The organism is Aquitalea sp. ASV15 (genome assembly GCF_016429115.1).
Lineage (GTDB): Bacteria > Pseudomonadota > Gammaproteobacteria > Burkholderiales > Chromobacteriaceae > Aquitalea > Aquitalea magnusonii.
Genome location: NZ_JAELTZ010000002.1, coordinates 64,294 through 85,846, shown reverse-complemented (window position 1 = coordinate 85,846; position 21,553 = coordinate 64,294). Strand labels below are relative to the sequence as shown.

14 protein-coding genes and 1 pseudogene are annotated in these 21,553 nt (G+C 55.3%); 11 read left to right on the top strand and 4 right to left on the bottom strand.

All coding sequences use genetic code 11. The features are described 5' to 3' along the window. Positions 1-18 precede the first annotated feature (18 nt). The 4 genes from JHD64_RS01270 to JHD64_RS01255 all read right to left on the bottom strand — a co-directional run bounded on the left by JHD64_RS01270 (position 19) and on the right by JHD64_RS01255 (position 8,465). Complete coding sequence (locus JHD64_RS01270) at positions 19-2,073, bottom strand: dynamin family protein (RefSeq protein WP_199052011.1); 2,055 nt, start codon at positions 2,071-2,073, stop codon at positions 19-21. A gap of 14 nt (positions 2,074-2,087) precedes the next feature. Next, the gene (locus tag JHD64_RS01265) at positions 2,088-5,771 is read right to left on the bottom strand and encodes a patatin-like phospholipase family protein (protein ID WP_199052010.1); all 3,684 of its coding nucleotides are present in this window, start codon (positions 5,769-5,771) and stop codon (positions 2,088-2,090) included. A gap of 63 nt (positions 5,772-5,834) precedes the next feature. Further along, positions 5,835-7,040, bottom strand: coding sequence for a diguanylate cyclase (locus JHD64_RS01260; RefSeq protein WP_199052009.1), 1,206 nt, complete (start codon positions 7,038-7,040; stop codon positions 5,835-5,837). A gap of 486 nt (positions 7,041-7,526) precedes the next feature. Continuing rightward, positions 7,527-8,465, bottom strand: a complete 939-nt coding sequence (locus JHD64_RS01255) for a viperin family antiviral radical SAM protein (RefSeq protein WP_199052008.1) — start codon at positions 8,463-8,465, stop codon at positions 7,527-7,529. Between the two features lie 89 nt (positions 8,466-8,554). On the opposite strand from JHD64_RS01255, the gene JHD64_RS01250 reads away from it, so the two are divergent. The 11 genes and pseudogenes from JHD64_RS01250 (at position 8,555) to JHD64_RS01205 (ending at position 21,218) form a co-directional block, all read left to right on the top strand. Next, positions 8,555-9,022 carry a phage regulatory CII family protein gene (locus JHD64_RS01250; protein WP_199052007.1) on the top strand — a complete coding sequence of 156 codons (468 nt, stop codon included), beginning with the start codon at positions 8,555-8,557 and terminating at the stop codon, positions 9,020-9,022. A 92-nt stretch (positions 9,023-9,114) separates the two neighbouring features. Beyond that, positions 9,115-9,333 (top strand): annotated as a pseudogene (locus JHD64_RS22435) (DUF4124 domain-containing protein); the annotation flags it as partial. Between the two features lie 99 nt (positions 9,334-9,432). Continuing rightward, a complete protein-coding gene (locus JHD64_RS01245) occupies positions 9,433-10,068 on the top strand; it encodes a DUF2726 domain-containing protein (protein WP_233170278.1) in 636 nt (211 codons plus the stop codon). 59 nt (positions 10,069-10,127) lie between these two features. Next, entirely contained in the window at positions 10,128-10,490 is a 363-nt protein-coding gene (locus JHD64_RS01240; RefSeq protein WP_199052005.1) for a hypothetical protein, read from the top strand. A gap of 775 nt (positions 10,491-11,265) precedes the next feature. Then, complete coding sequence (locus JHD64_RS01235; RefSeq protein ID WP_199052004.1) at positions 11,266-12,270, top strand: YafY family protein; 1,005 nt, start codon at positions 11,266-11,268, stop codon at positions 12,268-12,270. Between the two features lie 21 nt (positions 12,271-12,291). Beyond that, entirely contained in the window at positions 12,292-12,846 is a 555-nt protein-coding gene (locus JHD64_RS01230; protein WP_199052003.1) for a hypothetical protein, read from the top strand. An 82-nt stretch (positions 12,847-12,928) separates the two neighbouring features. Continuing rightward, positions 12,929-13,597 carry a hypothetical protein gene (locus JHD64_RS01225; protein WP_199052002.1) on the top strand — a complete coding sequence of 223 codons (669 nt, stop codon included), beginning with the start codon at positions 12,929-12,931 and terminating at the stop codon, positions 13,595-13,597. A gap of 507 nt (positions 13,598-14,104) precedes the next feature. Beyond that, positions 14,105-17,602, top strand: a complete 3,498-nt coding sequence (locus JHD64_RS01220) for a helicase-related protein (RefSeq protein WP_199052001.1) — start codon at positions 14,105-14,107, stop codon at positions 17,600-17,602. A gap of 14 nt (positions 17,603-17,616) precedes the next feature. Then, positions 17,617-19,404: a DUF262 domain-containing protein gene (locus JHD64_RS01215; protein ID WP_199052000.1), complete on the top strand. Its 1,788-nt coding sequence runs from the start codon at positions 17,617-17,619 to the stop codon at positions 19,402-19,404. Between the two features lie 258 nt (positions 19,405-19,662). Next, the gene (locus tag JHD64_RS01210; RefSeq protein WP_199051999.1) at positions 19,663-20,025 is read left to right on the top strand and encodes a hypothetical protein; all 363 of its coding nucleotides are present in this window, start codon (positions 19,663-19,665) and stop codon (positions 20,023-20,025) included. A gap of 155 nt (positions 20,026-20,180) precedes the next feature. Continuing rightward, a complete protein-coding gene (locus tag JHD64_RS01205; protein WP_199051998.1) occupies positions 20,181-21,218 on the top strand; it encodes a hypothetical protein in 1,038 nt (345 codons plus the stop codon). The last annotated feature ends 335 nt before the right edge of the window (positions 21,219-21,553 follow it).

Here is a 21,553-nt window from a genome sequence, read left to right as displayed (position 1 = left end):
TGAAACTGAAAGTTGGCTTCATTTGCCCCAGTTGAATGGATCATACCTGCGTGCCCAGGTGGCCTTTTCGAACTTTTTCAACAGGGCTATTGCTGCTGAATTTCCCTGTGTTGCCGATTTCTCCAGCCAGCTCTTGGCGTGGGCTGAGTTTTTGGGCAGGATCTCGCCAGACAGATAGTGCTCTGCAATCTTGAACTGTGCATCGGGGTGGCCTGCCTTGGCGGCTATCCTGTACCACTCGACCGATTTTTTAATATCTTTTACTGTCCCTCTGCCTTTCTCGTAGCAGATTGCCAGCGCGAACTGGGAGTCCTTGTTTCCCTGGCGGGCGGACAGCTGGAGAAGCTGGAATTGTGCCGCCAGATGATCCTGTGCGTCGGCTATCTGATACCACGCAATGGCCTTTTGCTCGTTGCGCGGGACTCCTTCGCCATTGGCATAGGACTCCCCCAGATTGAATTGCGCGTCAGCATGTCCCTGCTCGGCGGCTTTGGTGTACCAGAATACAGCTTGAGAACTATCTTTCTTTACTCCGCAGCCGCTGCCGTAGTGGGTGCCGAGGTTGAATTGGGCACCTGCATGACCTTGCTCTGCGGCCTTGCGATACCAAGCGATTGCTTGCTGGTCACTCTTGGGCGTGCCGAGCCCCTGGGTGTGATAGAGGCCGAGATTGAACTGGGCGGCTGGATGGCCAAGCTCCGCAGCGTCTTGGAAGCAAGCCAGGGCCAGCTCGTGTTTGCCGTTATCGTGGTATTTCAGCGCTTTCAGGAGGGTCTCTTCGCTGGATGGCGCATCGATAGCCAGATCACCTACGACCTGCACAACAGCGGCGAGCATGTCGCTTTTCAGTGCCGAGAATGCGCTGACAAGATCGGTGAAGCTTTTTTGGTTGTTTTGCTGCTCCTGGATCAGTTCGCGCAAGGTGTTGCGTTCACCTTCCGGCAACTGATCGGCCAGCGGTAGCAGGGTGTTGAGTAGGGCGAGCTTCTTGCGGCTGCCGGCTAGGCTGTATTGGTTGTGGTGGATATAGCCGTCCAGCACCCGCTCGCAGGTGCGGCGATGCCGGGTATATTTGAGTTCTCCGTCCAGTTGCTCAAGCCAGTCGCGAATATCGTCCCCTGCAATCAGTTCGCCCTGTTCCGTACCCAGCGGCGCCGCCCAGGCCATCAGGCCGGCGCAGGGGATGTCAGCCTGCTCGATGGCCTGGCGGGTGCTGTCGAGGATCGCACCGATGCGCGCCTCGCCAACCAGATCGGCCTGAGTGACGACGAAGAAGATCGGTCGCGAATGGTCGAGGGTGCGCAGAAACTCCAGGTCGTCTTGACGAATCGAGCCGTTTTTAGCGCTGAGCAGCCAGAGCACCTGGTCGGCTTCACTAAGCTGCCGGTGGGCGATGTCCTGGTCAGTCAGCGCGGCGCCCTCGGTGTCGGCCTTGCTGTAGCCGGGGGTGTCGAGGAAGGCGAGGTTGTCCCACGGCAATTGCGCCTGGTGCAGCATCAGCAGCTTGAGGATATGGGCGAAGCCGAAGCCCTCGCCAAGGCTGTCGCGATAGTGCTCGTTGAAGGCGTGGGTGATCGCCTGCAGGGCATCGTGGTCCAGCGGGATGCGCTGGTTGAAGGTGTTGAGGGCGACGATATCGGCCTCGCCGCGGGTGATGAAGCTGGGGATCGCGGTAGTCGGCTCCAGCGATTCGGGCAGCAGGTCGACGCCGAGCAGGGTGTTGAGGAAGCGCGACTTGCCGGCGCTGAAGCCGCCACCGACACCGACCACGGTCTTGCTGGCCAGGTCCGGGAACAAGGCGAGATTTTCCAGGGCTTCCTCCAGCCCCAGCAGCTGGCGCAGGGCCTGGGCTTCGCCGGGATAGCTGCCGCGAGCGGTCAGGGCGATGAAGTCCTGGTGGATCAGGGTGTGCAGACGGGCGAGCTGGGCACGCTGCGCTTCCTGCGCAGCAGGTTGGCCGACCAGACGGGTGAGCAGCTGCAGGCCGCGTGCCGGGTTGCTCAGATAGGGGTTGGCTGAGGCTGCCTCGGCAGCCTCCAGCTCGTCTAGGGTGAAAATGACGTCGAGGGTCATGCGGTGAACTCCGGTCAGGCAGCCAGTGCCGGTTGTTGGGCGACCAGTTCGGCCACCTGGTCGAGGGCCTGCGCAGCCCGCTGCTGGATCTGTTGCTTGAGCTGTTCGTCAGCGCTCAGTTGTTCGTCGATACGGCTGATGTTCTCGCTCTGGGTATCGAGCTGTTTGGTGATCTTCTCGTGCATGCTGGCGAGGAACTGACTGGACTGTTTCACCAGCAGGTCGGGAATTGCCGACTGCAGCTGGCTGATGATCGACTCGATGGCTTCGTTAGCCTTGCCTTCTGCTTCGCTTTCTTTGCTGCTGCGCGAGGCGAACAGGCCGATAATGCCGCCGATTAAGCCACCGACCAGGGTGCCGACCACCGGCAGCATGCTGCCGATGGCGGCGCCGGCGGCGGCCCCCGCTGCAGCGCCGCCGACGCCCTGATCCTGTTCGATGCCAGCCGGGCCTTCACCGGCCAGCAGCGGGCCGTCGAAGGCGCCCAGTTCGATATGGCTGCCGAGGTTCTGGCAGGCTTCCTTGAAGCGTGGCGTCAGGCTCTGTTCGACGGCCAGCTGGCAGGCGTTGCGCGCATCGGCGGTGAGCAGCGGGCCGATGCCCTGGCCGGCCAGCAGCATCTGCGCATAGGCGTTGCGCCGGCTGCGCAGGTAGCTGTTGACGGTGGCGAGCACCTGGCGTGTGATAGGGCCGCGGCAGTCGCGCAACAGGTTTTCCTTTTCGCTTGCGTAGTTCTCTTCGAGGCGGGTGCGGTTGCGGTCGAGCAGCTTGCGCCTTTCGAGCAGCTCGTCGCGGGTGGTGTCGAGTGCCAGTTGCTGGCGGATCAGTCGCTCGGCCTGTACGCGCAGGTTCTCGACTCGTGGTGCCAGATGCTGGTGGAAGAGAGCGGCCTTGCGGGTTTCCAGCTGCGCGAGCAGGTCATCGAAGCCGCTCAGGTCGCCCTCGCGTGCCGAGCAGCCGCGTACCAGCTGGCTGGAGTCGAGCCCGGCCTGTTCGGCCAGCAAGCGGCGCAGCTCATCGCGCTGGCTCGGCGTGTTGAGCGCCTCCTGACAGACCAGCAGGGAGAAGTCCTGGCCTAGGGAATGCTGGCGGTTGATGAAGCCCAGTTCGTCGATGCCGACCTGGCTGGTGCGGGTGACGCAGAGGATGCAGGCGACGCCCTCGCCGATGTACTGCTGCAGGGCGCGTTCGTGGTTGCCGTTGTTGGAGCCGAACCCGGGAGTGTCGACCAGGATCAGATCCGGGTGGCGGGCCAGCGCGCTGCGGTTGAGATGCAGCTCGACGAACAGTGGCGGCTGTACGGCAGTGCGCGGGTTTTCCAGCAGTGCCCGGTAGAAGGAGAGTTCGCGCTCCTCGCGGTGCAGGGGGCCGCTGTGTACGTCGTCCAGCCAGTGGATCACCAGCTTCTCTTCACCCGGCAGGGCGTAATGGAATTCGGTGGCCAGGCTGGTGCAGGCGCCGAGGTCGTCCTTCTGGATATCTTCGCCCAGCCAGCAGTTGAGCAGGGTGGACTTGCCGACGCTGAACTTGCCGATCAGCGGCACCTTGAGGCGGAAGCCGTCAATGGCCTGACGCAGTTCGGTGATTTCGCTGGCGAAGCTTTCCGGCAGTATCTTCTCGCCGACCAGTTCGTCGAGTACCTTGAGCTGGTCGATCCAGCCAGCCTTGAAACGGCTCAGATCGCTACCATGCACGACCGAAAAGCCGGCGACCTTAAGGTGATAGAGCAGCTCGGCGAGAAAGTCCCAGGCCGGCAGCTCGGTAGCAGCGTCATAGCCCCAGAGCGCCAGGGCCTGCTCGCTGTTCACCGGCTCGGCGCTGTGATTGCGCAGATCGCGCAGCCAGCGGGCCGGCTGACCGGGCTGGTGGCCGGCCTCGGGGAGTATCACCAAGCGTTCGGTCATGGCCCATGTGCATTCGGGCTGTTCGCTCAGTTGCTGGCAGAAGTCGGCGATTCGTACCGGTTGCTGGTCGTCCAGCCCGGTTTTGATGCAAATCTCCTTGAGGCTGACCAGTTCGGCCGGCGACCAGTTGCCCTCGGTCAGGCGATAGAAATCGTTGGCAAGGCAGGCCAGGCGCAGCGGTACCTGCAGGCTGGCCAGCGGCTTGCCGTCGAGGCGCGGCTGGTTGGAGTGCAGCAGCCAGTGGTGCAGACGGCTCTGGCGCTCCAGTGCGCTCAGGCGGTCTTCATGCTGGCTGAGACGCTCGCGCAGCTTGCAGTAGACGCCGGCCAGCGAGCGGTAGACGCGGTGTAGGTCGCGATTGTGGCGCTCGCCCAGACGCTGGATCTCGACAACGGCGCTATTCAGGTGATTCTGCATGGCGCAGGCGAATTCGAGAGTGATCGCGCCCTTTTCCTGTACGGCAGCGATCAGGCGCAGGGCGGCGAACTGCGCCTGGGCCAGGTCGCGGTCGTTCTCGGCGGCAATCTGCTGGTTCTTGCCGGTGATGGCACCCATGAAGCGCGACAGAAAACCCTGCTCGCGCAGATGACTGGCGCGCCCGCCAACCGGCGACAGTGCGCTGAGGGCGTCCAGCACGGCGCCTTCCACCTTGCGGCGGTTGTTGGCGTTCTGGGTGAGGAAGTCGTCGACGGCGCTTTCGATCTGGCGGCGTTCGATGTCGGCGAGCAGTGCGGTGTTTTCCAGAGCGAGCTGGTCGAGCGCCAACGGCGTTTCGTCGTCGTCTGCCAGATCGAGCTTCTGGCTGAAGTCATCGCGGCGGATCGTCCGGTCGAAGTCGTGGATGTCGTCGACCGTCTGGCTGTGCTGGCGATCCATGGCCTGCAGTTGCTCGGCGCTCTTGCGTTCTTCCTCGGCGCTCAGGCGCACGCGCTCCCAGAGGGCTTCGTACTGGGCCTCGTTGCTGAGGAACAGTTCTAGGTGGCGGAATAGCTGCAGACCGTCGTTGTAGCCCTGCTCCATGCGCCGGGCTGCGCCCTCGTTGGAGAAATCGAGGGTGGCGGTGACGCCGCCCAGACTGCTGGTCGGCATCACCGGCAGAATGCGCACGCCTGGATAGTGGCGCGGGTCGATGCTCAGGTCGTCGGGTGACAGATACACCACGATGATGGTGTCGCAGCCGGCTTCGATCAGCGGAATGATCGGGGTGTTGTCGACGTTCTTGTGCGGCAGACCCCAGTAGAAGCCGCCGTCGCTGTAGGTGCTGCCGTGGATGCGTACCTCGTCGAAGATCATCGGCAGGGCGGCGGTGCCGAGCAGCATGTCGGCGGCGGTATGTGCGTCGCGCACCTGCAGGTAGTCGACCCGGTTGGCCTCGGTATTGTGTAGCGCCACTGTCAGCGGCAGGGCCGAGGAGGCCAGTTGGCCTGCATCGAGTCCTTCGTCAATCAAGCTCTTGAGGCCATCCGGCTTGAAGAGGCCTTTGGTACGGATGAATTGACTGAGTACTGGCGAAATCATGCCACCGGCGGTCAGCGCAGTCAGGCGTGAAGCCAGTCCTGGGACGTCTTGTATGGAAAGCATGTTGCGGCTTTCAATGTTCAACCACATGGACTTGGCTTGGTCGAACTTGTCTTGGGCGAACATGGCTCCGTTGAGACCGCCAACCGAGGTGCCGGAAATGGTGCTCAACTGGCTGTCCAGTCCGAGATCGCGCATAGCCTGCCAGACCCCGATCTGATAGGAGCCTTTGCCGCCGCCACCGGACAGGGTAAGGCCAAGCTTCTTGAGTTTCATGCTTTGCTCCATGAGTGTGCGGGCGCCTCTGCAGGGTGCTCGGTTTAGTCTTGTGAAGAAGGATCAGTGAGCGAGGCAGGAGCAAACTTGGCGTTCCCGTTCGTTCTGCCCGTGTTCCGGGCTAATGATGTAATCGCCATCGGGCGCCCACACCAAGGCCTCGATGCAGTTGCACTCCGCCTGCTTGGCGCGGTACAGCAGGACATCGGCGATGGCAATCAGGGCTTTCTGACTAAGTTCGTTCCCGATTTCGCCAAAGTTGACCGCGACTACGCCAAAGCTGGCGGTGGCCATGATCGGGCGTTGTTCCGGGTGGGCAAGCGGCTGGACTTCCTGGGTCGTGCGCTGGCGTTCCGCCAACTGCATGGCGCCGGCGAGATCGGTCTCTGACAACACCAGCAGAAACTCTTTGCAGCCATAGCGCACCGCACGGTCGCTCGGGCCGCGAGTGGTGGTGTGCAACAGCTTGCCGAATTGCTGCAGCACATCATCGCCGGCTAGGTGGCCGCAGCTGCCATTAATGCGCTTGAAATGATCGAGATCGCACAAGACCACGGTCAGCCAATGCTCGTAACGCTGCGCCCGGTCGATTTCCTGCTGCAACCGCTGCTCATCGAGATAGCGCCGGTTGTGGTAGCCGGTGAGCGGGTCATGGGCCAGCAGCGCGTACAGCCTGAATTGGGCGCAGAATTCCTCGCGCCACGGGCCTTGATAGCGCCAAGTGGCCACTAGGCCGAAGGTGTTGGTCAGCAATAACAGCGTGCTTATAGTAACTAGGTCGGACGGACTCAACGTGCCTAGATGCCAGATCAGACCAAGGAAGGCGAGCGTCGCCGTCAGGGCGATGCCGGCCACGTTCAACAGGGGGTTGGGGATGAACAGGTACAGCACTACCAGCATGATGGTCATGGACATGGCATGCCTGGAAACTTCAGTTGGACGGTACAGCACGATCAGAAGGAAGGTGGCCACGCCCACCACCTCGATCACAGTGGCGATGCTCGCCGGCAGCGAGAGCGAGTGGGGGCGGCGCGTCAGCAGCACTAGGCCGGCGGTCGCCGTGATGGCGGCCACCAGGCGGGCCAGCAACAGCTGTAGTGTGTGAAAGCCATAGCCCAGTGCGGCGGCATCGGTCAGGGCAAAGGCGATATAGAAGGCCGCACCGAAACTCAGGGGAAGGCACAGTTGGGTATGGATATGACGAAGCTGATGCCGCTGAAAGGCGCGCTCGGTCGCCGGATGGCAAAACCGCCCTTGCCACGGATGCAAGGCAAAGTCCAGGGAAGAGGAAGGGGCGAAGGCGGGTCGAGCAAGGTAAGACGACGGCATGAAACAATATTTGTCATTTTTTAGAATATTATCTATCTATATAGCATGAAATACAATTCATGTCGCTTTGAATAGCGCGCCGCCATGTTTCGCGCGCGAGCGGCTAGTTCGGCCCACCGCACCGCCGGCTGGAGCGCCTCGATCCGGTCACTGAATCTGAGGATCCACCTGCACAGTACTGGTCTGTACCGCTCTCTGTGGACAGTATGTTACCCGCTGGTGGCTAGGTCATGGGTTGGATGCGACGTACGTCCTGTCGAAAGTTGAGAAAGGCTCTGTGATCGCTCGGGGTTGAAGGTACGCTTAAACAGGTTGCGCTGTTGGGCGCGTAGAGCTTGCCGTGATGCCCACCTCGCTGGAATTGCCAACCATCTCGGACCAACTGGCGGACTAGGGCGTTGATCTCCTTTGAGGTACTGTAGCGTTTCATGCGATGGCCTTTTCGACATTCGCAAGGTAGCGCGCGCAGAATTTGTCAGCGTCTACTCCAACCGTAGCAAATGCCTGAGCAACGCCAATTTCCGAAATTGGGCGACTATACCGATACCTGGATTGGCCTAAGGCATTCTGGAAGAAGCGGCCAAGCGGGTCGATCATCACGTAGGACTCAGTCATTTCAGTGTTGTCCTCGACGCACATGATGTCTCTCAGCGCCCGATGACGAGCCACAAACCCCTGAAAATCTGCATCGCTGACCATCAGTTGGTTGGTCACGATGGGCAGCATTCGCAACACCTTCCAGCGTTGAGGTGCCAAGCACCTGATCACGGTACTGAGATCCTCGTGGCAATTGAGACCATTGACGACGGTGTTGAGCTTGGTCTTTAGCTCTGGATTCCAGTGCCTGGCCACATTGATTGCGTCTTGAAGGTGTTCGATCGACAGTAATTGACCGTGCCGACTTTGCCGTCCGATGAGTTTGTTGGTCGTCGTGATTCCAGAGTCCAGACTGATCCCTAGCATGGAGAGGTTTGGAGCAAGATGTTGAGCAAGGTCCGTCGACAAAAGGCTACCATTTGTGATTAGGGAGGTGGTAAAGCCGATCTCACGGGCATTTGACAGAATTTGGTGAACGCGTTCCGGATAAAGAAGAGGTTCACCGCCTGCCAAATTGAGCCGAACTCCTTGCCAGTCCATCTGTTGCCGCAGTGGGTTTGAAAGGTTCTTTGGATGGAAGTAAAGCCATAAATTTTCTAGCATCCGCGAGGAGGCCTGGATGTCATGGACTACCTCTCGGTCTCGCCCTTCCCAGTGGGCATAGCAATAACTGCAGCGATAATTGCAGGCTTCTGTGATGTGCCAGTTGATCACCAACTCAGGCAATTGCTTTGTCTTCCCAAGCGGCTTAGTAAATCGTACTTTCATTGTGACTCCTTCGATCGATTCAGTTTCGATACACCAAATATGCTATTGTGGTATGTCGAAATCATCGTTTGTTTTAGTGAGCCATAAACATGAAAGTTGCCGAAGCTGCGCACGCCACCGTGCATGACTACAAAGACACGGACCACCTTGCTAAGGCTATAGGTCTGAAAAGTGCCCAAATGCTCAGGAATAAGGTGAATGTCAGCAAAGACAAAAGTCACCACCTGTCGCTTCAAGAGGCAGAGCTGCTGATGAAGGTAACGGGTAATTCACGGATTTTGGATGCACTTGCTAGTGAGTTTGGTGGATTTTTTGTTCCTATTCCCAAGGCTGGGCGTAGCGGTTCCCTCACGATAGTCAATGACATAAGCAAGATGTCCAAAGAGTTTGGCAGCCTGATCGAGGAAATATCTGTAGATATCGAGGACGGTGTTTTGACCAGAAACGAGTTCAAACGTATCGAAGGTGAGGCTGATAAACTGCGTAAAGCTCTCACACTACTTATCGATGATCTTTTCGCCATGTATGAGGCCGGGCAAAGCTCAAGCAAAGATTGAATCGGGATAGTTTTCAGGAGAGTGACGGGTTTCCTTACGGTGGGCATGCTACCTGCCTGGCGGCCGCTATGATTTAGCAATATGATATTTGGATGATTAAAGCTTTGTCCTTATCCCTGCTGTTGGCCAGCGCCAGCGCAGCCGCTCAGGTTTACACCTGTACCGACCCGCAAACCGGTCGGCCCATCTATAGCAACTACCCTGGTTGTACGGTGATGAATACTGGGCAACCCATGCCTAGCCAAGTGGTACAGCCCGCCACGCAGGCACAGACCACACTGCAGCCCGTGCCCACCACACCTGCCTTGCCGCCAGCGCAACCTATTACCCCGCAGCCAATTCAGGCTGCCAGTCAACAAGTACCACCACTGCCTGTTGTTATCCCTGCGCCATCCTTGATGGGGCCCATCATGGGGGCAATCAAATGGCCGTTGATCTTCATGGCTATTGTGGGTGTGCTGGCCGTGATGATGCCCAAGCAGCGACGCGGCACTCGCGGCCGTGGCAAGCAGTCTGCCTGTCGGCAGGAACCGCGCACGGCATCTGTACCCGAGGCTCCGCCTGAGTTGGTATTTAGGTCGGTGGTTAAAAAGCCGATGGATTACGGCAATGCGCGCTTCTGCTTGAAAAAGCCGACCTTGTTGTCAGCACGTGAGCAGGGTTGCTACTGGCGGCTGGTGGAGCACCTGTCGCCAGACTTCATCGTTCTAGCCCAGGTGGGTTTCAGCCAGTTGCTGAGCGTGAAGGGCGGAACTGGCGAGCAGAACTATGCGCTGTTCGGCACCATGCGCCAGAAGGTGGCTGACTTTGTGGTGTGTCGCAAAGACCTGAGCGTGGTGGCGGTGATTGAGCTGGACGACAGCAGCCACCGTGGCAAAGAAGAACAAGACAAAAAGCGCGACGCCGCGGTGCGCCAGGCTGGCTTGCTGGCCTTCCGGCTACCCAATACGCCCGGCAACGAGCCGGTGAAGAACCTGGCGGATGTGCTGCGGCGGATGGATGCCCAGCGGGGTGGGGGGGTGGCATCTGTCGCGAGTTCTCAGTAATGGCACCAAGCCATCGCGGCTAGGGCCATTCGATTCAAGCAAACAATCCTAGAAAAGCCATGCATATCCTTCTTTCCGATCACGGCACCTTGCGTAAGGTCCGTTTCAGTCGCCCATCCCTGGTCACCATGCTGGCTGGTCATGTCGAGGCGATCACACGCAATCAGCCACTGATTTTCCTGAAGCTGTCCTTGTTCACCATGCTGGGCATGTTCCTGGCCCGCACACTGGGCGACTCCATCTTGGTGGCCGTGCTGGCGTACTTCCTACCCTGCATGCTTTGGTCACGTTACAGCGACGGTTTTTACATTCGCGCACTGATAGACAAGGAGTGGTCCTTTGCCGATACCGCCGAAAACAATCGCCATGTGGCGGATGCTCTGGGGATTGAGCTGTCTGCAGGTGAGAACGGGGCGGAGTGAGTCTTGGGTGGATCGCCCCAGATTTGCTAGACACTTTATGGCCACTCCGCTTGGTTAGCTCCTGTTAAAGCATTGAAGCGCCAATGACCGCAGGGGGGCAGGGTTTCCCTCACCGGAGATGAAACGGCCATTGACCGTCATTAGTGGCTGAGCGGCAGGTAACTGGCACATTGCTGCCGGTTTCTTGTCTGAGGCTGAAGTCGGCTTTGGACGAGCAGTGGTCCCACCTGGATTACGCAGGAGGCTGCTTGCTGTAGCTTGACCCAGCTCTGACCCGATATCGACCAGACAAGAAAAAGCCAACCGCGGACGGTTGGCTTTTTCTTTGGCAGATCAAGGATCTGCGGGAATTCGGTATGGAGCGGGCGATGGGAATCGAACACGTGGATCAGCTCCCATTTGTCATTACGCAATGATGAGTAAGTTACTGAAAATATTGAACTTAATCTGCGCTATCTAAGTGTGTTCCTTGCTTGACAGAGGGCTGCATTACGCCCTTGTTTGACTGAGATTGACGCCGCAGTGACCAGAAGCTGACCAGACACGGGGCCTTCCGGTAGTGCTGCTGCTTTGTTTGCAATGGCCTCGATTCCACATCCGCTGGCCGTTGATCGGCCAAATCCGTCTGTCAGAAAGGGATCATCTGATGGTCGGTTTACACAGAATTGCGGACATCTCCCACCTGAGAGATCAAATCAACAAGGAATAGAATAATTGCCAATGGCATGCGACACTGATTGTCGTTATGGCAGGCTATCCTTCGAGTATGGGCCAGATGAACGACACACTACTTAGACAATGGGCGATGTTAAGAAGCATTCCTCGTCACCCGCGGAAAATAGATGCAAGCAGCTTGCAGGCTAGGCTGGTAGACGCCGGTTTCGCAGTCACGCTTCGTTCGATACAGCGTGACCTGATCAAACTGTCAACGGAGTTTCCTTTGGTCTGCGATGGCTCAAAGCCCCAGGGGTGGTCATGGCATTCATCTGCTGATCAGTTAAACATTCCTGCTTTGGAGCCGAATGCAGCACTGACATTCAAGTTGGTTGAAAACTACCTTCGGCCGATATTGCCAACCAATACGCTTGCACAATTGCAGCCATGGTTTCGTTCTGCGACAGGTGTATTGAACTCAACTTCAGGTATTGGAATAGCTGCTTGGCCAGACAAGGTGCGCGTTCTGCCCAAAGGATTTCAGCTTCAGCCTCCGGTAATTAATGAGCAAGCGCAAGCCAAACTGTATCAGGCACTGCTACAAGAAAAGCGCGCTTTTGTGCGATATAGGCCACGATACAGAAGTGGGCATAAGGAATACATCATTAATCCTTTAGCGCTTGTTGTGCGGGATCAGACGATATATCTGTTATGCACTTTTTGGGATTATCAGGATGTTATCAAGCTGGCCTTGCATCGAGTCGAGGATGTGCAACTGCTAGATGAACCGGCTATTCAAGTAGATGGATTTGATTTGGATGAGTACATCAAATCAGGCAGCTTTGGCTATCTCCTAGGTAATGAAACATTGAATATTGAGGTGGAGTTCACTTGGCAAGGGGCTAACCACTTGAGAGAGTGCCCACTATCTGATGACCAGAGCCTAACAACTATTGACGAGAATACTGTCCTATTGCGTGCAACAGTACCGAATACCGAAGAGTTGCGTTGGTGGCTGCGGGGATTTGGAGATAGCGTGAAAGTATTAGGGCCAAGCTGGTTACGTGACGAATTTAGACAGGCAGCGAAAAGGTTACTTAATCGTTACTCGGAAGCAAGTGACTAATTTACTTACGGGCGCTTTGACATGAATGCTATTCAGTCGGATGTAGAGACGGCAGGATTGATCCTGCTGATATTGATGGTCATAGCACTGATGGTTGCAGGCTCAAAGAATAAAGTGGTGATCTTCTATGATGTTGCGGACATGTGGCATTGTGCTTTAATAATTATTCTTCCCCTTTTTGTACTGACACTGTCTTCCTATCAACCATTTATTACTGTAGCATTTTGTTTTGTTTGGAAATGGAGCTTGTTGCTGTGTGCAATCGTAAGTGGTGTCTATTATCTTTTTCGCAATTTCAGTAATGCGATACGACACAATAGAAGTGTGTTTCTAGGTTTATTTATTGGAGTTTTCAAGTTGATCTTTTTGGTGTTTGCATTTGTGGTGATCTACTCGCAAATGGGTGAGCGAAAAGACAGACCGAATACCTTTGAAGAGAAAATATTTGCTTGGGGTATTATTTTTTGTGTCCTAGTGTTGGGTAGGGCAATGATAAATGGTCGGGCTGTGTATGAAAATAAAGGCTGGGATTTGCCTGTGGCAAAGCGTGAGAATGCCCTGTCAAAATTAATATAATTAAAATTTGCATGCTATCATTATTATTTGCAAGACTGAATGTTATTAGTAATTTGTATGATATATTTTAGATGGAGGTGGAGTGAAAAATCCGTGGTTCGACTTGCCAAGCAGCAAGCCATATCTGATTGATTCAGATGCTGTATCCATTCATGCATTTAATGAGCGTTGTAGTCAAAAGTACAAAATTGCTCTCGACTTGCTTCCCGAGCCATATTTTGGAAATGTCGATGCCCCTGTTGTTGTGCTAAATCTTAATCCGGGCCTTAGCGCAGCAGACTACCTTGCGCATGAGAATAATGAATTTATATGTCAAGCAAAGTCAAGCCTTGTTCATGATTTGAAACCTTACCCCTTTCTTCATCTTCAACCATCGCCTGATACACCAGGAGGAAAGTGGTGGCACACGCGAACCAAGCAGTTAGTTAAAGATGTGGGATTTATGGCAGTTTCCAGTGGATTGGCTTGCGTACAATTTTTCCCCTACCACTCTAAAGAGTTCAGCAAAGCCTGCCCAATTTTGCCTTCCCAGAAATATGGCTTTCACCTTGTGAGAGAAGCCATGAGGAGAAATGCTGAAATTGTTGTAATGCGTTCGCGTGCTGAGTGGTTTTCCCATGTTCCAGAATTGGTAAGCTATGAGAAACTTCATATCGCTGTTAATCCGAGATCTCCTTATATTTCGCCAGGAAATCTTAAAAAATCGTATCAAATAATTGTCAATCGCTTGAAGCATCATGGCTTTGATTGAGCAAAGTATTTTTCTAGAATAGGTATGGAAAATAGAGTGAAGCAAGTGCCAGGAAAAGTATTTGAATAGTGCTTGTATGAGCGATTTGCTGAGAAGTCTTTACTCGCATCCGCTGTGTTGTAGACATACCAGTGGACAATTTTTTTCTGTTGAGGCTATTGCATAGCACATGAATTGATTTCCATATAGTAAAATGCAAAACCCATAATTTAGTAGCGGTGTGACTTGGGAGGGTGTATAGATCCACCTTCGGGTTACAGGAAAAAACAGCTACCGGTGCATCACGGGCGGAGAAAGTGAAGGTGTGCTTGAGGACGTGCAAAAGTAACATGATATATGGGTCGGTATGATGAAGCTGAGGCGCTAGACCGTAGAGCATACGTTTGGAACCTTGAAAGAATGAATGTGTGCAGCACACCTCCTGACGTGAGGTAATATCGTTACAATATATGGTGCGGTGCAAAAAATGCGAGATTTTCTCCTTGCTCTCAAAAAAAGAAAATGCCCATGCTAAAGCTAGATGATATCAAGACAAAAGCCGCTATATCGGGGCTAGAGCCTAATCAAGTCGTGGTAGTGCGCTTTGCCGAGTTTGTCGGTCCGGATGCGCTGGAGGTCAACTATCGCCTCCCATCAGGAGAAAGCCGTGACGCCATGCTCTATCGCACAGATGAAGTGCGGCTTTCTCTGGCTGAAGTGGGGCGTCCATGGGCATTCGATGCCACCGGCGCCGATTTCAAGCTGGTCGCAGAGGCCTATCGCATCAACCTGGCACATCTGTTCGACCCAATGATGGCGGTGCATACCTCCAATGTTGAACCTTTGCCGCACCAAATCACGGCCGTCTACGAATCAATGCTACCGCGCCAGCCGTTACGTTACGTTCTGGCGGATGACCCAGGTGCCGGTAAAACCATCATGGCCGGTCTCTTTATCCGCGAGCTTTTGATCCGTGCCGATGCCCGCCGCGTACTGATTGTGGCGCCTGGTAGTTTGGTGGAACAGTGGCAGGACGAAATGATGGAGAAGTTTGGCCTGAACTTCTCCATTTTCTCCCGTGAACAAATAGAACAGTCACACTCAACCAATCCCTTCGAGGATGTCGACCTGATGATAGCCCGGGTCGACCAGCTCTCCCGCAGTGACGAATTACTGGAGAAGCTAAAGCAATCCCATTGGGATCTAATTATCGTCGACGAAGCGCACAAGCTCTCGGCCAACTATTTTGGCAACCAGATAAAAAAAACTAAGCGTTTCCAGCTTGGCGAGCTGCTGGGTTCGATCACCCGCCACTTTCTGCTAATGACTGCTACGCCCCACAATGGCAAAGAAGCAGACTTCCAGTTGTTTATGTCCTTGCTAGACACAGACCGTTTCTACGGCAAGTTTCGTGATGGCGCACATAAGGTCGACGTTTCGGATTTGATGCGTCGCATGGTCAAGGAAGAGCTGCTCAAGTTTGACGGCACACCGCTGTTTCCGGAACGCCGCGCCTATACCGTCTACTACGAACTTTCTGAACCGGAAGTAGTGCTGTATCAAGCGGTCACCGATTATGTGAAACAGGAGATGAACCGGGCCGATCAGCTCGACGGCGGGCGCAAAGGCACGGTAGGTTTCGCACTAACCGCCCTTCAGAGACGATTGGCATCTAGCCCAGAAGCTATCTACCAATCGTTACGTCGACGCCGCCTCAAGTTACAGCGCCGCGCCGAAGAGGAACGCATGGCCGGTCTCGGTCAGCAGCTGTTACAAGAGCAAGGTTGGTCACTTCCCGAAGATGTGGACGACCTTAACGGTGAAGAGCAGGAACGTATCGAAGAAGCCATTGTTGACCAGGCTACTGCGGCCCGAACACTAGCCGAATTGGAAGCGGAAATTCTGATTCTGCATGACTTGGAAAACCAAGCTGATTGCGTTCGCGCCTCTAATTTGGACAAGAAATGGGATCAGCTTTCCAAGCTGTTGCAAAACACTCCCGAAATGCACGATGCCGAAGGGTGTCAACGCAAGTTGATCATTTTTACCGAGCACAAGGACACACTCACCTACTTAACCAGCAAAATCCGTGCATTGCTCGGTAATGAGCAATCCGTTGAAGTCATCCACGGTGGCGTCAAACGCGAAGACCGGCGAAAGGTACAAGAATTGTTCCGCAACGACCCGGATACACGAGTCCTGATTGCCACCGATGCCGCCGGTGAAGGCGTCAACCTGCAGAATGCTAACTTGATGGTCAACTACGACCTGCCTTGGAATCCCAATCGGTTGGAGCAGCGTTTTGGCCGCATCCACCGCATAGGTCAGACCGAGGTCTGCCACCTGTGGAATATGGTGGCCGCGCAAACGCGCGAAGGCGACGTGTTCCAGAAACTGTTTGAGAAAATGGAAGCCGCCCGCGAAACGCTCAAGGGCAAGGTATTTGACGTATTGGGTGAGGTCTTCGAAAATATTAGCCTGAAAGACCTGCTGATCGAAGCTATTCGCTATGGCGAAGACCCGGAAGTCAAAGCCCGGCTGCTACAACAGGTCGAAGGTGCGCTGGACCGCCACCACCTCGAAGACATCATCAGACGCAATGCACTGACTGATGACGTCATGGATGAAGCACGTCTTTTCACTGTGAAGGAAGATATGGAAAAAGCCGAGGCCCGCAAGCTGCAGCCCTTTTTCATACAAGCCTTCTTTCAGCAGGCTTTTCAGTCTCTTGGCGGCGAACTACGCGAGCGCGAAAGTAAACGTTACGAGATCAGCAACGTCCCTGCCATCATCCGCGAACGGGATCGCCAGATTGCCGGCCGCGACCGTCGTAATTTCAACCCGGTCTTGCGCCGCTACGAGCGGATCTGTTTTGAAAAAGGCCATATCCGCCTGAAAGACCGCGCCAGTGCAGCCATGGCCAGCCTGATTCACCCGGGTCATCCGCTGATGCAAGCGACAACCGATCTGATCATCGAGCAGCATCGCGGCAAGCTCAAACAGGGCGCGGTTCTGCTCGACCCGACCGACACTGGCATTACCCCACGTGTCGCCTTCATGATCGACCATCAAATCAAGGAAGGTAGCGACGACAAGCTCCTTGCGTCGCGTCACATACAGTTTGTCGAAATCGATGCCAACGGCCAGGCTTATCATGCCGGCTGGGCGCCCCACCTAGACTTGGAAGAACTGTCCATTGAAGACCTGTCCTTGGTGCAAGATGCCCTTCACGCACCCTGGCTGACCAAGGGGCTGGAAGAGCAGGCTCTGGCCCATGCCTCCGCGCACATGGCGCCGGTTCACTTTGCCGAAGTCGCCGGCCGGCGCGAGCGTCAGGTCAACAAGACGCTGCTGGCCGTGCGCGAACGGCTAGTCAAAGAAATCAACTACTGGGCAGAGCGGCAGATCAAACTCAGCGAAGACAAAGCCGCCGGCAAGGATGTCCGCCTAAACCTGGACAACGTCCGCCGCACCATCGATGACCTGACCGGCCGCCTGCAAAGCCGCCAGCAAGTACTGGAGGCCATGCGTCATCTGGTGGCCGCGCCGCCAACTGTGATTGGAGGGGTATTGATCATTCCAGCCGGCCTCTTGGCACAGCGCAAGGGCCAAAACAACTGGACTGCCGATGCTGACGCACGGCGTCGGGTAGAATTGGCCGCCATGCATGCCGTCATTGCGGTAGAAAAAGCCATGGGCTACGAAGTCTTCGATGTGTCAGCGCAAAAATGTGGTTGGGACATCACCAGTATTCCACGCTTGCCCGACGGCAAACTGGGTCCCTCGCGCCATATCGAGGTCAAGGGGCGTGCCAAAGGGCAGAACACCATCACTGTGACCAAAAATGAGATTTTGTACGGGTTAAACCAGGCAGACAAATTCATCCTGGCAGTGGTGCTGGTGGACGGCGATGATGTCGAAGGCCCGTATTACATTCACCGCCCTTTCAAGCAAGAACCCGACTGGGCGACCACCAGCATCAATCTGGATCTGGCTACTTTGATTGAACGCGCCACCCAATATTAAAGAGAAACCAAAGAGTGCAGAAATACTTCGGGGCTCGCATCGCTGACTTGCTACCCAAAATTAACCGCGAAATCTTCATTCCCAGCATTCAGCGCCCCTATGTTTGGGAGCCAGAGCAAATCGTCAGACTATTCGACTCGTTGATGCGCGGCTACCCGATCAACACCTTCTTGTTCTGGGAATTACACCCTGAGCACTTTGGCGACTGGGACATCTACAATTTCGTGCGCAACTTTCAGCAAGGCAACACGCACAACGAGCCGGCGGTATTTGCCGCCAACCAGTCGGCTACCTTAGTGTTGGATGGACAGCAACGTCTGACCTCGCTGCTGATTGCCCTCACGGGTACCTACCATGTGCGCAATGGCAAGCGTGGCAGAGGCGCGGGCCACGTGGCGCAAGCCCTGTTCTTTAACCTTCTTGAATCCCCGCATGACGAGGAAGAGGAGGAGGATGACAGTACTGTCAGGGAGCTTTACTATCAATTCAAGTTCGCCCCGGTGGAAAAACCTCCCAAGAATGATGCCCATAGCTTTTGGTTAAAGGTGTCTCAGATCAGCCAGGTTACCGATCGTGACCAGCTGGCTGCGCTTATTGATAAGCTTTGTTTGCTCCGCGCAGACCTTACTGCGACATCGACTCGCATCTTGAAGAACAACCTAGCGCGATTGTTTGAGGTCGTGCACGAAGAACACTGCTTGGCGTATTACCTCGAGAAAGAACAGTCCTACGACAAAGTACTGGACATTTTCATTCGGGCCAACGACGGCGGCACCAAGCTCAGCAAGGCCGATCTGTTGATGTCGATGGTCACGCTGCGTTGGGATCAATTCAACGCACGTGATGAAACCGAAGCCCTCACCACATTTATGCGTGACGCCTTGACCCAAGGGCAGAGCAAAGCCTTTGACCGCGACTTCCTGCTGCGCTGCGGGCTGTATTTCAACGACCTGGACGCGGCTTTCCAGTTGCGCAACTTCACGCCTCGCAATATCGCCATAATCGAAAAAAGTTGGCCGGAGGTGAAACAGGCACTGCGCTTAAGTACCGAGTGGTTCGTGCGCTATGGCATGACCGGACCTGTATTGATGGCTAATAACGCAGTCATGCTGATTGCCTTGTTCATCTTCAAACTCAATACGGGTAAACCACTGCCTGACTGGCAGCTGGACGCCGACAATGCCGAGCTTATCCGCGTGTGGATTGGTTCCGTCTTGTTCCTGAACCTGCTGGGCGCGGCGGGCAATTCAACGGCGGAACGCTACCGTCGCCTTGTGAATGAGTACATTCAGACCAGTGATCGTTTCCCGGCGATGGCCCTGGCTGAGTTCATGCCGACACTCGGGCGGACGATGAATTACAGTGACGAAGTCGTCGGTCGCTTCGTCGCCCAGGAGGCCAAAGGCCGCCTCGGCCGCATGAGTCTCTCGCTGTTGTACCAAGGCGCAGAGACTGCGCAACAGCGCACTGCCCTGGTGCATGTGTTCCCACCACATCGCCTGCTGGACGAGCGCCTGCGTACGCAAGGAGTCAACGATGCCGATATTTCAGCCTTTGGTAGCTGGTCGGCTCGCCTGGGCAACTACACGCTGATGACTGAAGACGAAGCACGTGAATACTACGCGATGGACTTCGAAGATTGGGTGGCCAGCCGTAGCGCCGACTTCTGGATGACTCATCACTTGCCCAACGACCCGGCGCTGTACGACGAGTTCTACTTCCTCGACTTTATTCAGGCACGTAAAATGCTGATCGCCAAGCGCTTGCAGCACCTGTACCAACCCGCTGAGGGCATGTCCTGAATTTTGTGTTAACCGGCAGCTCCTCACTCAATTGTAGTAAAGACAGCTTCGGCCGAAGCTGTTGACTGTATGGTCTGCGTCTGGTTTCCCTTTACCCAATACCCCCGGCAACGAGCCGGTGAAGAACCTGGCGGAGGAGCTGCGGCGGATGGATGCCCAGCGGGGCGGGGTGGCGGCATCTGTCGCGAGTTCTCAGTAATGACACCAAGCCATCGCGGCTAGGGTCATTCGATTCAAGCAAACAATCCTAGAAACGCCATGCATATCCTACTTTCCGATCACGGCACCTTGCGTAAGGTCCGTTTCAGCCGCCCATCCTTGGTCACCATGCTGGCTGGCCATGTCGAGGCGATCACACGCAATCAGCCACTGATTTTCCTGAAGCTGTCCTTGTTCACCATGCTGGGCATGTTCCTGGCTCGCGCACTGGGCGACTCCATCTTGCTGGCGCTGCTTGCGTACTTCCTACCCTGCATGCTCTGGTCACGTTACAGCGACGGCTTTTACATTCGTACACTGATGGACAAGGAGTGGTCCTTTGCCGATACCGCCGAAAACAATCGACATGTGGCTGATGCTCTGGGGATTGAGCTGTCCGCAGGTGAGAACGGGGCGGAGTGAGTCTTGGGCTTGCCAGCTTCAATCGAGCTGATGAATAGGGCTAGGGAGTAAATGGTGCATACGGATAACCTCGACACCTTCCTGCCGCACAAGAGCAAGCAAGAGTTCTACAACGTTACAGGCCAAATCAATGCCAAGCAATTCAAGGTGCTAGCATGACAGACGACTCGATTGATGCGGTTCACGACGATGAGATTCATGCATTCGTGGATGAATTAACGAAGGAAATTGAAGAAAATCCACCGTTGAATTGCCAAGTCACTTTTAACTGGAGTGGTAACGCAGAGCTAGCTCAACTCGTTCACCAACAGCTCCAGATTTACTCCGTTCTAATGCGGAGGCGACATCCTTGGATGAGCTTTGAGGCACTCGACTCCATAGTTTTCCACCATGACTACCAGCAAGCACTGCGGGACGTAAGCGAACGGGCCGGACGTCTCTGTCACGCCACTACCGAGAACAGTGGTGTGGGCGTTGCCATGGTTGTTCACTTGGATGAAAAGTGCGTGACGGTTTTGGACGCTGGATTAGCGTTGGGAATTGCCCAAGATGAAGACCAGGACCATAAAAATCTGTGTATTGACCTAGTAATGCATGAGCTATGTCACGTTCATGACTACGGAAGAAAACGCACACTGCTGGCGCACGAATTCCTAAAGCGAAAAATGGAAGGCTTGGAATGGCATACCTTTACGGCTGCCGAGTCAGCTTGGTGTGAATACTTTGCTAACAACTATTGCACCTCTGGCATATCAAGTCCCGACATGCATCCTAAGTATGTAGCTGAGGTGGTGCGCGATGTGGCATCCGATGTGAAGTCCGCTATTCGCGAGTATCGCTCACACCATCGGTTGGACGAAGTTGGTGGCCTCGCTCAGCAGAAAGTCCGATTCCTATTCCAATGCTTCGGATATGCAGCAGGGCGGCTCGTGGCCAACGGAACCAACCTTGAAGATGTTGCTCCTGAAAGCCTGGCGGCACTTGAAGCTGCGGGTCTTGAAGCAGTCTGGCATGCTGTTGTAGAGGAGCTCCAGCGGCTTGATGGCTGCAGGGATTCTTGGACGACGTTTGATGAGCTCAAGCCCCTGATGGGATTGGTCATTCAGACTTACGCGGCCTTTGGCATGTACTTCAGTATCCAAGAAGGAAACGTATGGGTGGATATTCCATTTACAGCTGATACGATGCCATAACCAAATTATTGAGAACATAGGCATAGCGTGCCTATGCTGATGACCGAGATGGTTTATCAGGCCTTCACTTCTCGTTGAAAAATCCTAGACCAGCGCCGTTGGCTACCCTGCAACAAGGAAGTTGAAATATGAAGTGGCTAGAGCTGCCATTGCTTATGACATTCCTGGGCGTCGAATTTGGCCGACGATTTGCAGGTGGGCAATCGTCTTGAACGGCCGGTCTACTGTGTCATCAGCCGTTGCCCCCTTGATACCTCCAACGTCCGCTGAGGCCGAGCTGAGGTCCTTCTTGGATCTCGCCGGCTGCTGCTTGCTACAGCTTGACCCGCCTCTGA